The sequence below is a fragment of the Rothia sp. HMSC068F09 genome (genome assembly GCF_001812775.1).
GTDB lineage: Bacteria > Actinomycetota > Actinomycetes > Actinomycetales > Micrococcaceae > Rothia > Rothia mucilaginosa_A.
Window position 1 is genome coordinate 68,417 of record NZ_KV810428.1, and the last position, 13,245, is coordinate 81,661.

Annotated in this window: 10 protein-coding genes and 1 riboswitch; of the genes, 8 read left to right on the forward strand and 2 right to left on the reverse strand. The window is 64.1% G+C overall.

Features of this window, described 5'->3' with window-relative positions:
* Positions 1–855 precede the first annotated feature (855 nt).
* A riboswitch (FMN riboswitch) is annotated at positions 856–1,049 on the forward strand.
* Positions 1,050–1,297: 248 nt separating this feature from the next.
* The 7 genes from pnuC to trpC all read left to right on the forward strand — a co-directional run bounded on the left by pnuC (position 1,298) and on the right by trpC (position 9,024).
* Positions 1,298–2,098, forward strand: coding sequence for a nicotinamide riboside transporter PnuC (gene pnuC / locus HMPREF2874_RS06525; RefSeq protein ID WP_239663098.1), 801 nt, complete (start codon positions 1,298–1,300; stop codon positions 2,096–2,098).
* 17 nt (positions 2,099–2,115) lie between these two features.
* Positions 2,116–3,489: a bifunctional diaminohydroxyphosphoribosylaminopyrimidine deaminase/5-amino-6-(5-phosphoribosylamino)uracil reductase RibD gene (gene ribD / locus HMPREF2874_RS06530; protein WP_246823788.1), complete on the forward strand. Its 1,374-nt coding sequence runs from the start codon at positions 2,116–2,118 to the stop codon at positions 3,487–3,489.
* A 204-nt stretch (positions 3,490–3,693) separates the two neighbouring features.
* On the forward strand, positions 3,694–4,998 hold the full coding sequence (gene ribB / locus HMPREF2874_RS06535) for a 3,4-dihydroxy-2-butanone-4-phosphate synthase (protein WP_070649549.1): 1,305 nt from the start codon (positions 3,694–3,696) through the stop codon (positions 4,996–4,998).
* A complete protein-coding gene (locus HMPREF2874_RS06540) occupies positions 4,995–5,753 on the forward strand; it encodes a GTP cyclohydrolase II (RefSeq protein WP_246823789.1) in 759 nt (252 codons plus the stop codon). Before ribB ends, HMPREF2874_RS06540 begins: the two co-directional genes overlap by 4 nt.
* Before the next feature lie 80 nt (positions 5,754–5,833).
* Complete coding sequence (ribH, locus tag HMPREF2874_RS06545; RefSeq protein ID WP_070649551.1) at positions 5,834–6,307, forward strand: 6,7-dimethyl-8-ribityllumazine synthase; 474 nt, start codon at positions 5,834–5,836, stop codon at positions 6,305–6,307.
* A 276-nt stretch (positions 6,308–6,583) separates the two neighbouring features.
* The gene (locus tag HMPREF2874_RS06550) at positions 6,584–8,194 is read left to right on the forward strand and encodes an anthranilate synthase component I (RefSeq protein WP_070649553.1); all 1,611 of its coding nucleotides are present in this window, start codon (positions 6,584–6,586) and stop codon (positions 8,192–8,194) included.
* Positions 8,195–8,208: 14 nt separating this feature from the next.
* Entirely contained in the window at positions 8,209–9,024 is an 816-nt protein-coding gene (trpC, locus tag HMPREF2874_RS06555; RefSeq protein WP_070649555.1) for an indole-3-glycerol phosphate synthase TrpC, read from the forward strand.
* A 366-nt stretch (positions 9,025–9,390) separates the two neighbouring features.
* On the opposite strand, the gene HMPREF2874_RS06560 is transcribed toward trpC, so the two are convergent.
* Positions 9,391–10,803 carry an MFS transporter gene (locus HMPREF2874_RS06560; RefSeq protein WP_246823790.1) on the reverse strand — a complete coding sequence of 471 codons (1,413 nt, stop codon included), beginning with the start codon at positions 10,801–10,803 and terminating at the stop codon, positions 9,391–9,393.
* Positions 10,804–11,038: 235 nt separating this feature from the next.
* On the opposite strand from HMPREF2874_RS06560, the gene ftsY reads away from it, so the two are divergent.
* Complete coding sequence (gene ftsY, locus HMPREF2874_RS06565; protein ID WP_049334093.1) at positions 11,039–12,148, forward strand: signal recognition particle-docking protein FtsY; 1,110 nt, start codon at positions 11,039–11,041, stop codon at positions 12,146–12,148.
* An 85-nt stretch (positions 12,149–12,233) separates the two neighbouring features.
* Here ftsY and HMPREF2874_RS06570 read toward each other — a convergent pair whose 3' ends face one another.
* Positions 12,234–13,130 carry a GxxExxY protein gene (locus HMPREF2874_RS06570; RefSeq protein ID WP_070649561.1) on the reverse strand — a complete coding sequence of 299 codons (897 nt, stop codon included), beginning with the start codon at positions 13,128–13,130 and terminating at the stop codon, positions 12,234–12,236.
* Between the last annotated feature and the right edge of the window lie 115 nt (positions 13,131–13,245).

Genomic DNA, 13,245 nt, shown 5'->3' on the forward strand with positions numbered 1-13,245 from the left:
TACCCCTCGGTGAGGTTGATATAGGGGTTGTCTGTGGTTGGGTTTCAGAGGTAGCACACCTAATTTGGGTTGAATAAGGGGTTGTTCTGTCGTTAGGTTGCGCTGTCGGTTTACCTGGGTGCGTGGTTACTAAACGTTTCACAGGTTAAAAACGGGTGGCGTATCCGCTCCGGCACTGCAGATACGCCACCCAAACACACCACACTCCACAAGACAATGCAGAGCGCGCGGGAATAAACCATCCCGCAAGGTTCCCGCGTTCTCCATCTCGCACCACGGTAGGCATAGACAGAGAAGACGGGAGTATGCGACCTTCGGGGCGAGGTGCCCGTCCGGAAGATTTATAGAAGCTCCCATACCGGTTCCATCGGGCAGGAATCGGAGTGGTCGCTCCTTCCGATGGTGAAGCATTCCCGTGCGGAGTGAAGACCACAATGGCAGGAGTCAACATCTTGCAGGAAACGCTCGGAGGAGTCCGAAAATAATCGATGCCCTCATGGAACCGGATGATCGGTGATGGGAGCTCCTGTAGATAGAATAACCTTAAAGCGCGCCTAAAGTAAACCTTCAACCAATGATTTAACCTTATTGTTATAATTCCTAGTCATCGCGTTATTGATAGTCGTTCAACACCCTCTGGGGGTTGCATAAATAGACTCCCTGAACTTTGGTCCGTTTGACGCTCTTCATCGTTATTAAATCGTGATAAATTCCATGACGCTGATGTCTAAAAGAGCCTCGGATCGCGCGCGGTCAATCGTCACGGAGCGTCAAAAAACGTCATTTTGTCACGTAATTTATTCCGGCGGCGAGAAAATATGCGCCCCGCCCGCGCTGTGGCATAATCAGAAGCGTCATCGTGCTCCGGGGTCGGTGAAATTCCGAACCGGCGGTCACAGCCCGCGAACCGTTTCGCCCGCATCGAGCAGACTCGCGTTCACCGCCCGACTATTTACGGCGGCGAACCACCGAGCACCCGAGCAGGCAGACGGCCGAACCGGTGAAAATCCGGTGCCGACAGTACAGTCTGGATGGAAGGTAGCACGAGCAGAAAACGGCAGGTCCCGCCCCTCACGGAGGTGTCTGCGACCCCACCGGCGGTACAACGCGGTGAGGGTCGTGTTCGACGTTTCGTCGTGGTATCCCGAAGGGTCCGCAGACCTTGCTCACACACCGGAGCCGGTGCATCCACCCCGTGATGCGCCCGGAATCGATGGGTTCTGTTCCTCTCCCCGGAGCCGCCGCAGATGCGCACACAGCGCATCCGGAATACGTCCACACACGAGAGGAAAGAATCATGGACATTCTGCGGTGGCTCTTCGACGCACAGATCCACGTGGGGGATCAATCCCTCCTCGTGCGCGAAGTCCTCGGCAACGCATTCGGCCTGGCATCGGCGCTGGGTGGCATGCGACGCAAAGTATGGGCATGGCCCGTTGGAATCCTCGGCAATCTGCTGCTCCTCACCGTCTTTTTGGGTACCCTCGTCGGTAGCCCCCACCCCGTGACCATGCTCGGCCAGGCGGGCCGCCAGGTCATGTTCATCGCCGTGTCCATCTGGGGTTGGTACCGTTGGCGCGCAACCCGAGCCTCCGGCGGTAACGCGAGCGCGGGTGCCGCCGTCATCCCGCAGTGGGCAACGAACACCGAACGCGCCGGCCTCGTCGTCGCGATGGTCGCCGGCACCCTGCTGCTCACCCCCGTCTTCCGCGCCCTCGGCTCCTACGAACCGGTCTGGTCCGACGCCTGGATCTTCACCGGCTCGCTGCTCGCCACCTACGGCATGGCGCGCGGTTGGGTTGAATTCTGGCTCATCTGGGTGGCCGTCGACCTGGTTGGCGTGCCGCTGCTGTGGAGCGCAGGCTACTACGCGACCTCCCTCATGTACGTGTTCTACGGATGCTTCACCCTGGTCGGCTTCTTCGTCTGGTGGCGCACCCGCAACCTGGAGGTGCAGAAGGCTCGCGTGCAGACCCAGTTCCCGGACGTGACCGTGGACGTTGCGGACCTGGCTTCCGCGGACTCCGTGGCGGAGTGCGAGGTCGCCACCAAGAGCAACACCGCGCAGAATGTAGCTTCGCAGAACGTAGCATCGTAGAAAGAGGCGTAAGCGAGATGACCACCACCGATTCTCAGCACGAGGCCCAGGGCCCGGCGAGTACCCTGCCCGAGCGTATTGGCGCCGTGCACGAGCGACCCATTCCCAAAGACACGGGCTACCTGCCCGCGACCACGCCCTCGACTGTGCCGCTTCCGCACAACGACCTGGACTACTCCGCCGCCGAGTACGGGCACCTCACCGGCGTACCCGCCGCCCGCACCCTGAACCTGCCGGGCCCCGAGCAGGCCCTCAGCCACGACGAGGCGATGAGCCTGGCTCTCGAAGCCGCACGTCAGGGTATTCGCGGCGCAAACCCGCTCGTCGGAGCCGTCATCACCGACAGTGAGGGACACCTGCTGCACGTGGGCTACCACCGAGGCGCCGGCACCCCGCACGCCGAGGCCGACGCACTCGCAGCCGCCAGCGCCGCCGGAACCGACCTCACCGGCGCCCGCATGTACGTGAGCCTGGAGCCCTGCAACCACACCGGACGCACCGGCCCCTGCTCCCACGCCGTCGCCGAGGCGGGCATCGGCGAGCTCTACTACGCCTACAGCGACGACACCGAAAACGCTGCAGGAGGCGCCGCCTACCTGCGCTCGCAGGGCGTCACCGTGCACGCCATGGAGGAGTTCGCGAACGCCTCCTACCTGCTGAACGAGCGCTGGTTCATTGCCGCCGCCGAACGCCGCCCCTTCGTGACCGCCAAGAGTGCCTCCACGCTCGACGGGTTTATCGCGGCGGCCGACGGCACGAGCAAGTGGATTACCGGCCCCGCCGCCCGCGCTGACGGGCACCTGATCCGCCACCGCGCCGACGCCGTCATGATTGGCACCCGCACCACCCTCATGGACGACCCGACCCTGGATGCGCGCGACGCCAACGGGGAACGCTTCGAGAAGCAGCCGCTGCGCGTGGTCATGGGTAAGACCGAGATTACGGACAACTACCGGATTCGCGGCCTCAACCCGCCCGAAGGTGTTGAGGCGGACCCGCAGAACTTCCTGCAGGTCTTCACCCACGACCCGCGCGAACTGCTCGATGAGCTTTACGACCGCGGTGTGCGGCACCTCATGATTGAGGGCGGCCCCGGCATGGTTGGCCTCTTCGCCGGTGAAGACCTCATCGACGAGATGGTCTGGTACCGCGCCCCCATCATCATGGGCCGCGGCAAAAGCGCCGTGTATCGCCTGCTCGTGGACACCCTCGCGCAGGCGCCGCGCCTGCAACTGGACGACCTGGGAATGTTCCCGGCGGTGCGCGTGCTCGGCAATGACACCGCAACGCACCTGGTGCCAGCACCTCGCGGAACGGCACAGGAACCGGGTGAACGGCGCACCCTGCCGAAGCTGGACGCCTGCCGCGCGCCCGAACCGCGGCTGGATTAGCCCCCGTACGTGCCGGGCAAATCGGGCCCGGTAGAACTGCGTCGGTAGCTTCACCGAACGCTACCAGGTTCGCATACTGGCACGTCCCGCATCCGACTACAGGGAATATTCGAAAAATACGTATAGTTATACGTAGAGCAAACCATCGCCGCCCGTCACCCTCAACGACGACAACCGGCGGATACGGCGAGAAAAGGAAAACACATGTTTACCGGAATTATTGGCGCCCTCGGCACCGTAGAATCCATCACCCCCATCGAGGGTAGCGACGCAGCCTACCTGACTCTCAACGCTGGCGATATCGTCACCGATCTTGAGCACGGCGGCTCGCTCGCCGTCAACGGTGTCTGTCTTACCGCCATCGACCTCGATCAGCTGCAGCCCGGCCAGTTCCGTGCCTACGCCATGGGCGAGACCCTGCGCCGCACCAACCTCGGCGACCTGACCCCCGGCGATACCGTCAACCTGGAGCGTTGCCTGCCCGCCGGTGGCCGCTTCGACGGGCACGTCGTGCAGGGCCACGTGGATGCGGTCGGCACCCTCGCTTCCGTCACCGCGCACGAGGCGTGGAGCACCCTGCGTTTCTACCTGCCCACCGAGTTGGCACCCCTGCTCGCTGAGAAGGGCTCCATCGCTGTTTCTGGCGTGTCCCTGACCGTCACCGCGGTGTCCGCGCCCGGTGAGAGCCCCGCATGGTTCGAGGTCGGCCTGATTCCCGAAACCCTGAAGGCAACCAACCTCGGCGCGCTCAAGGTCGGCGACAGCGTGAACCTCGAGACCGATGCGCTCGCCAAGTACGTGCAGCGCCTGACCGCCTTCGCCGGCGCGCCTCAGGCTTCCTCCTCCGAGAAGGTCGCGCCGCGCCGCGCCGATGCTGCGAGCGTTCTGGACAGCGTGCAGACCGCGGTGGACGCCATCGCCGCCGGCCGCGCCGTGGTCGTGGTGGACGACGAGGACCGCGAGAACGAGGGCGACATCATCTTCGCCGCCGAGCACGCAACCCCCGAGCTGATGGGCTTCATGATCCGCTACACCTCCGGCGTGGTGTGCGCCCCCATGAGCAACAAGCGCGCCGACGAGATGAAGCTGCCGCCCATGGTCACCAACAACGAGGACCCCAAGGGCACCGCCTACACCGTCTCCTGCGATGCGGCCTCCGGCGTGAGCACCGGCATCTCCGCAGCGGATCGCGCACGCACCGTGCAAATTCTTGCCGATGCCTCCTCCAGCCCGGCGGACATCACCCGCCCCGGCCACATCTTCCCGCTGCGTGCCGTTGACGGCGGCGTGGCCCAGCGCCCCGGCCACACCGAGGCCGCAGTGGAGCTCTCCCGCGCGGCGGGTCTGTCCGGCGTGGGTGTTATCGCCGAGGTCGTGCACGACGACGGCTCCATGATGCGTTTCGACGCCCTGCGCGCCTTCTCGACCGAGCACGGCCTGCCCATGATTTCCATCGAGGACCTCATCAAGTACGTGGCGCAGAACGCTCCGACCGGGGAGAACGCATGAGCGGCGCGATGAACGCGGCCGAGCAGGTGACCGCGAAGGCGACGGGCCCCGAGAGCCTGAGCCCCGAGTCCCGCGCTACGGCCGCGCGTCTCGCGGAGAGCTACCGAGTCAGCCCCCTCGACATGGTGCCCAACCCCAGCCCGCTGCTGGTCGAAAGCACCGAGGAGGTTGCCGTTCCCACCCCGAACGGCCTCTTCGGTCTGCGCGCCTGGCGTTTCGCGGACGGCGCCGAGCACCTCAGCGCCCGGGCCCTCGACCGCGACGGCAACCCCGTACCCTACGAGGGCGGGGGAGCGCCCGCCGTGCGCATCCACTCCGAGTGCGCGACCGGCGACATCTTCGGCTCCTTCCGTTGCGATTGCGGACCCCAGCTGGAGAACGGCCTGCGCATTATCGGCCGCACCGGCGGGTACCTCATCTACGTGCGCAACCACGAGGGGCGCGGCATCGGCCTGGTCAACAAGCTCCGCGCCTACGCCCTGCAGGATGCCGGGCTCGACACCCTCGACGCGAACCTCGCGCTCGGCCTGGACGGCGACATGCGCGACTACTCGCAGGCGGCGCTGATTCTGCAGGAGCTCGGCGTGCACGAAATGCGCCTGGTCACCAATAATCCCGCCAAGCAGGAGGCCCTCGAAGGCCTCGGCCTGCGCGTGACCGAGCTGATCCCGGACGAGATTCCCGCCCGAGTTGAGAACGCCCACTACCTGCACACCAAGCGGGAACGCATGCGTCACCTGCTCGAGCGCGCCTAACCCGGCCGGTCAGCAACCCTGCGAACCCCGGACAACAGACACCCCACTATTTCAAGTAAACCCACCAAAAGGAGAACACCATGAGCGGCGTCGGCGCAGCAGACACCTCCCTCAACCCCGAAGACTACAAGGGCTTCAAGCTCGCCATCATTGCGGCCAGCTGGCACACCCGAGTCATGAACGGCCTGATCGACGGCGCGCAGCGCGCCGCCCGCGACGCCGGCCTTGAACCCACCCTCGTGCGCGTTCCGGGCACCTTCGAACTGCCCGTCGCCGCAACTCGCCTCGCCGATAAGTTCGACGCCATCGTCGCGCTCGGCGTCGTGATTCGCGGCGGCACCCCGCACTTCGAGTACGTCTGCCAGGGCGCAACCGGCGGCCTGACTGACGTTTCCGTGCTCACCGGCCGCCCCATCGGCTTCGGCGTGCTCACCTGCGATAACGAGGAGCAGGCCCTGGACCGTGCCGGCCTGGAGAACTCCACCGAGGACAAGGGCTACGAGGCAACCGCCGCCGCACTGCAGACCGCGGCAACCCTCAAGAACCTCGCCTAACGGCACGTCTACCCCGTAGCGGGGCCGCCCTCGGCGGCTTCACGGCGTTCGCGGATTGGCGCCTCCGGACCCCTTGAGGCGCGGAGGCGCCGGCCCGCATCGTCCCTGCCGCGACCGGCAGGCTCGACGAGGGCCGCACCTGCTGTGCCGGCTACGGGCCAATACCACGGGCCAACACGAATCAACACCCCGCGGGTAGACTGAACACAGAACCCGCCACCTACCCCGACGCATCGCGGCACCACCGGCGTCACCCCACCCCAAAGGAGTACAGTAATGCAGGATTTGGGCACCATCACCCCCTCGCGCGAAGAATTCCGCGCCCGCGCAGCCGGAACCCGCGTGATTCCCGTCCACATTAAAATCCTCGCCGACTCGCTCACCCCCATCGGCATCTACCGTTCCCTCGTACTCCAGGACGATCAGGGCGCGCCCGTTGAGGCAGCCCACGGCACCTTCCTGCTCGAATCCGCCACGATTTCCTCCGAGGGCGAGTCCGCTTCGTGGGCACGCTACTCCTTCATCGGCGCGTCCTCCCGCTCGACCCTCACCACCGTTGACGGTGCCGTCCACTGGCAGGGTCGCACCCCCGCCGGCGCGCCCGTCGACGGCGACCCCGTGGAAGCCATCGCCAAGACCCTGCAGATGCTCTACACCGAGCCCGACCCCAACCTGCCGCCGCTCACCTCCGGCCTGGTCGGCTACCTCGGCTGGGATGTCGTCCGCCACTGGGAGAACCTGCCCAACCCGCCCGCCGACGACGTGAAGCTGCCCGAGTTCGCGCTCAACATGGTCTCCGACATGGCCATTCACGACAACCAGGACGGCACGGTCCTGCTCGTCGCCAACGCCATTAACTTCAACGGCACCAGCGAAAACGTCGACGGTGCCTACGACGATGCCGTCGCGCGCCTGCACAGTATGCTCCGCCGACTGCAGCGCGGCGCCGCGGCCACCACCTCCATTCTCTCGGGCGTGGACGAGGTCAACCGCAAGGTTCGCGAGGACGTCACCCTCACCTGGAGCGACCAGGACTTCAAGGACATCATCGCGCGTTCCAAGAAGAACATCATCGACGGCGACGTCTTCCAGATCGTGCTCTCGCGTCGCTTCGAGGCGCAGACCGACGCCCGCCCCCTCGACGTGTACCGCGTGCTGCGCCAGTCCAACCCCTCGCCGTACATGTACCTCTTCAACTTTGACGACGCTGAGGGAACCCCGTTCCACATTGTCGGCTCCTCCCCGGAGGCGCTCGTTACCCTCAAGCACGGCATCGCCAGCACCCACCCTATCGCCGGCTCCCGCCCGCGCGGCGCAACCCGCGAGGAAGACGTGGCCCTGGCCGAGGAGCTGCTCGCCGACGAAAAGGAACGCTCCGAGCACCTTATGCTCGTCGACCTGGCACGCAACGACCTCTCGCGCATCGCCAAGCCCGGCACCGTGTCCGTCGACCAGTTCATGATTATTGAGCGTTTCAGCCACATCATGCACATTTCCTCCGCCGTCAGCGCCGAACTCGACCCGCAGTTCAGCGCCTACGATGTGCTGCGCGTTGCGTTCCCGGCCGGTACTCTCTCCGGCGCGCCCAAGCCTCGCGCGATGCAACTCATCGACGAATACGAACCCACCCGCCGCGGCGTCTACGGCGGCGTGTGCGGCTACTTCGACTTCGCCGGCAACATGGACATGGCCATCGCCATTCGCACCGCCGTCCTCAAAGAAGGCACCGCCTACGTTCAGGCCGGTGCGGGCCTCGTGATGGACTCCAACCCCGATTCCGAAGCCCTCGAAACCGTCAACAAGTCCGCCGCCCCGCTGCGCGCCGTGCTGACCGCCTCCGGCCTGGCACCCCTCGACGCGGACGCGGCCGTCAACGCCGCCCAGTAACCCAAGGAGACACCATGAGCACCGTTCTCGACGACATCATCGTTGGCGTCCGCGAAGACCTCGCCGCCCGCGTACAGCAGGTTCCTCTCGAGGAGATGAAGAAGCGAGCCCTCGCCGCCGCACCCGCCCGCGACGCGATTGCCGCTCTCCGCGGTGAGGTACCCGGCGGCGGCAACGGCTCGACCGTGCGCATCATCTCCGAAGTGAAGCGCTCCTCACCCTCCAAGGGTGCCCTTGGCGAGATTCCGGACCCCGCCGCGCTCGCCGCACGCTACGAGGCAGGTGGCGCCGCAGCGATTTCCGTGCTCACCGAGCAGCGCCGCTTCAAAGGCTCTCTGGCCGACCTGGACGCTGTTCGCGCCGCCGTGAACATCCCCGTGCTGCGTAAGGACTTCACCGTCGACGAGTACCAGATCTGGGAGGCACGCGCACACGGCGCCGACCTGGTGCTGCTGATTGTCGCGGCACTCGACGAGAAGACCCTGCGCGAGTTCCTGGAACTCACCGAGTCGCTCGGCATGAACGCCCTCGTCGAAACCCACACCCCCGAAGAAATCGAGGTCGCCCAGCGCATCGGCGCCAAGATCGTGGGCATCAACGTGCGCAACCTCAAGACCCTTGAGGTCAATAACGAGCACTACGCATCCCTCGCAGCGCACCTGCCCGACCCGGTGATTAAGGTTGCTGAGTCCGGCGTCGCCGGCATCGAGGATGTGCGCGCCTACGCGGGCGCCGGTGCCGATGCGATCCTCATCGGTGAAGCGCTGGTTCGTTCCGGCGACCCCGAAGGTACCGTGCGCGAATTCTCCAAGGTGCCCGTGACCCGCTAGCCTGTGGGTTAGTTGTTTGGAGAGGTTGTACCGGACGCCGCTTGCGGGGGAGTGCCCCCTCATCGGTGCCTGAGGCACCTCGAGGACGGAGCCCCCGCTTCGCGTGTCCGGTACGCCCTCTAGGTCGCCTACCCCTCGGTGAGGTTGATATAGGGGTTGGTACGGGGTTTCGTTCTCGGGTCAGCTTGCCTTGAGCTGGGGATATATAGGTGGCTTGGTCTGGGGTCGGGTGTTGCAGCTAGCTCACCCGAATCTGGGGTTATCCTGTCGGATTTTCTTTATCTATTTCCCGAACATAAGCCTGGTAAGTGAAAAGCCGGTGCCTGCTTCACAGCAGACACCGGCTTTTCACATGTTATAGAGTGCTTAGCGGCCCGTGTAGTCGGCGTCCGCAATATCCTTCGGCCAGCGAGCCTTCTGGAACGGAGCCCACGTGAAGGCCGCCGCCACCAGCAGCAAGCCGCTCAACACGAACGCCGGGACGAAGCCCCACGCATCCGCGATGAGACCGGCCACCAGCGGGCCCAGAATCATGCCGAAATCGCTGCACATCTGGTACACCGCCAACACCTGGCCGCCGCTGCGGCGGGTGCCAATCACATCAGAAACCGCAGCCTGAATCGACGGGCCCATAAACGCCGCACCAATACCAAGGCACGCCGTCAACGAGACAAACACCCAGGCCACAGGCGCGAAGCCCAGGAAAGTCACCGCAGAGCCCGAAAGCAGCAGGCCGGAGAAGGCCATAACACGGCGGCCGAAACGGTCCGAGAAACGGCCCGAGAACGTCTGCGTCAGCGCGTTGCCCAACGAGTTCGTCGCCATCGCCAACGAGGCCAGCAGAGTACCCGCCACGGCGTTCGACATGTCGCCGCCGGTCGCCAAATACGCCGCGGCCAGCGGAATAATCGAGGACTGCACGCCGAACACCGACCAGCCAATCGCCCAATTCGAAACCAGAGCGGAGCGGTAATTCGTGAACTTCAACGCGTCACGAACCGTCATCGCCGGCAGGTTGCTCCTACCCGAAGCGGCCTCGGAGCGGGCGGCCTTGTCGGAGGCGTCAGCCTGCGCCTCGGCGGGAGGGACAGCCTGGGCGGGGGAATTAGCTTCAGCCTCAGAGCGCTCGGCGCTGTCAGAAGCGGGGGAGGGAGCCTCCGACGGCAGAGTCCCGGTGCCCTTGCCCTCAGCCAGCCGCGCCGCCTCGGCAATCGCGTCACGCTCGGCCTCCAGGGCCGCCTGCGACGGCATCAAGAACCACACAATCAGGCCCGCCACCAGCAGCGAAAAACCGTACACGATAAACGGCGCGCGCAGACCAAACGGAGCCAGGGCGCTCGCAATGACCGGGCCCAGCAGGTTGCCCAGCAGGAACGCCGTCGCGTAATAACCGGAAATACGGCCGCGCATGTGGGGAGGGGAGAGACGCACCAGCAGACCCATTGCGGAGACCGTGAACATGACCGAGCCGATACCCGCCACCGCACGCGAACCCAACAGCACCCAGTAATCCCAAGCGAAGGCAATCATGAACGAGGTCACGGACACGATCAGCATGCCAATCGTGTACACCGGACGTTCACCGAAACGGGTAATAATCTTGCCCGCCGTCGGCGCAAACAGCAGACGCGTAATCGCCAGCGCAGAAACCACCATCGTCGACATGGCGACCGTCGCGTTAAAGTTCTGCGCATAATTCGGCAGCACCGGCGCGACCAGGCCGAAACCTACCGCAATCATGAACGAGGCAACAATCAGAACCTTCAGACCGGTCGGCACGCGGTTTGGGTCGATTGTGCGTGGATCAAAAACGGGCGGTGTTGTGGCAGGGTTCCTCATGCGCATCCTCGTGTGTGTGGGGTGAGGCAGCCGCGGGGCCCCACCCCTAAACGCCGGCTGCGCTCAGCTAGAAAACTTCAATAGTGTCCAGTCTACTCCGGGCCGGGCCGGGCACGCGCGTTAACTAGACCGACGGAACCTCCCAAGCCGGTAAGCTAGTAGTGTGAATGAAACGATGATGATAATCTGTGCGATTGTGCTGGGCGTACTGGTGATTGCCGGTGTGCTTTTCGCAGTTCTGCGCCGACCCAAGAAGACCGCGAACCTGCAGTCTTTGCGTCAGGAAGCGGCCGCCGCCTCCGGTGAGTCAGCACCGGAGGCTGAGAGCTCGGCACCTCGCTCCATTGAAATTGAGATGCCCGACCCCTCCGCGGGTCGCCTGGTTCGTCTGCGTGCCCGCCTGGCCCGCTCGAACAACATGCTTGGTCAGGGCCTGCTTTCCCTGCTGTCTCGTGACCGCATTGACCAGGATGTGTGGGACGAGGTCGAGGAGACCCTGCTGCTGGCTGACCTGGGTTCCGAGCCGACCACCCGCCTGGTTGAGGCCCTGCAGAAGCGCGTGCGCGTCGAGGGTACGAATAACCCCGCCGCCGTGAAGAAGATGCTTCGCGAGGAGCTCGTGAAGATTGTCGGCCCCGACATGGACCGCGAGCTGAAGACCTCCGGTAGCGACGGCAATCCCGGAGTGGTGCTGGTCGTTGGCGTGAACGGCGTGGGTAAGACCACGACCGTCGGTAAGATTGCCCGCGTGATGGTTGCGGACGGTCAGTCCCTGATTCTGGGCGCCGCCGATACCTTCCGCGCCGCCGCTTCGGAGCAGCTGACCACCTGGGGTGACCGCGTGGGCGTGAAGACGGTGCGTTCCGAGAAGGAGGGCGCCGACCCCGCTTCGGTCGCCTTTGATGCGGTTAAGACCGGCAAGGAAGAAGGCGTCGACACCGTGCTCGTGGATACCGCGGGCCGCCTGCAGAATAAGGCCGGCCTGATGGACCAGCTCGGTAAGATCAAGCGTGTGATTGAGAAGGAAGCCCCGGTGACCGAGGTGCTCCTGGTCATCGACGCGACGACCGGCCAGAACGGCATGATCCAGGCGAAGGTCTTCGGTGAGATCGTGGACGTGACCGGTATTGTGCTGACTAAGCTGGACGGCACCGCGAAGGGCGGTATCGTCGTGGCCATTCAGGAGGAGCTGGGCGTTCCCGTCAAGCTCATCGGCCTGGGCGAGGGCCCGGACGACCTGGCACCGTTCGACCCGGAAGCATTCGTGGACGCGCTGCTGGACTAACCCTCCCTCTTACGCCGAAAAGCCACATGTGTTTCGAGAAGCCACCAAAGACGTGGCTTTTCGAAACACATGTGGCTTTTCGCGGTTAAATTTGGGGCACCCCAGCAGTACGCAGCACCTGCAGAGCCTGCCTCGGACGGTAGATAGCGTCCTTAGCAGAAACACGGACGACGGCATACCCCGCGTGGAGTAGCCGGTCCTGCCGCATCTTCTCACGAACCAGGTCCTCTTTGGTGTTGTATTTGACTTTGCCGTCCACCTCCAGAATGATGGGTCTGCTGTGGAGGCTAATGGTGTGCAGTAGAAAGTCCACACGATAGGTATGACCTTCGTAGATGATGATTTCTTGCTGCTTGTAGCGGATTCCTTGGTCATCGAGAAGCAGCCGCATGCAGGTTTCGGCAACGGATTCTGAATGCGGGCTGAGTTCATGCCCGACAAGGCGGGCGGTCCTGCACCCCCGCCCGGAGGCCGAAGAGAGTTCTTTCTTGAGCTCCTCATAGGTGAGCATATCCGGTTCCTGAGTGAAGCGCTGAAGGGCGCTTTCGGCCAGTACGAGCCCATCGCGAAAAGGTAGGGTTTTCACGCAGGTGGTGATAGCTGTTAGCGGCGTGACGGTGGGGATCCCCTCGGGCGTGTACACGATGGAGCTGTTCGCGGTGAGGGTGTCCTGGATGCGCTGGATGTTTTCTCGGCGGCCGCCTCCGGTTCCTCGTACCTGAACATGGCGCGGTGGGCTGAGGGAAGAGATGCCCCAGGCGATGGTGGCGCTTTGGGCAGCAAGGATGTTGGCGGGGTATTCGTTGAGGTGAGCGAGGATGCGCACGTAGTGCTGGTCGTTGGGGTGTAGGTTGTTCCAGGTTTGGGTGGGGAGAAGGTGCCCTTTTGAGATACGGGTGAGTTCGCCGCGGTTGAGGGCGTGGCTCAAGGTGATTCGCGTGTAGGCTGCCGAGGCAATGAGTTCGGTGCGGGTGTGGATCATCGTTGATAGTTCTTCTCTAGTAATCATGCTTTAATTGCATCAAATGAGAGTATTTGTGTTCAAGTGTTACGTTTAGTTATTATGCCGAAAAGCCACATGTGTTTCGAAAAGCCAC

Excerpts from the sequence above, each read along its gene's own strand:
- HMPREF2874_RS06550 (WP_070649553.1), top strand. The coding sequence starts at position 6,584 with ATGCAGGATTTGGGCACCATCACCCCCTCGCGCGAAGAATTCCGCGCC.
- HMPREF2874_RS06540 (WP_246823789.1), top strand. The coding sequence starts at position 4,995 with ATGAGCGGCGCGATGAACGCGGCCGAGCAGGTGACCGCGAAGGCGACG.
- ribH (WP_070649551.1), top strand. The coding sequence starts at position 5,834 with ATGAGCGGCGTCGGCGCAGCAGACACCTCCCTCAACCCCGAAGACTAC.
- ribB (WP_070649549.1), top strand. The coding sequence starts at position 3,694 with ATGTTTACCGGAATTATTGGCGCCCTCGGCACCGTAGAATCCATCACC.
- trpC (WP_070649555.1), top strand. The coding sequence starts at position 8,209 with ATGAGCACCGTTCTCGACGACATCATCGTTGGCGTCCGCGAAGACCTC.
- ftsY (WP_049334093.1), top strand. The coding sequence starts at position 11,039 with ATGATGATAATCTGTGCGATTGTGCTGGGCGTACTGGTGATTGCCGGT.
- HMPREF2874_RS06570 (WP_070649561.1), bottom strand. The coding sequence starts at position 13,130 with ATGATCCACACCCGCACCGAACTCATTGCCTCGGCAGCCTACACGCGA.
- pnuC (WP_239663098.1), top strand. The coding sequence starts at position 1,298 with ATGGACATTCTGCGGTGGCTCTTCGACGCACAGATCCACGTGGGGGAT.
- ribD (WP_246823788.1), top strand. The coding sequence starts at position 2,116 with ATGACCACCACCGATTCTCAGCACGAGGCCCAGGGCCCGGCGAGTACC.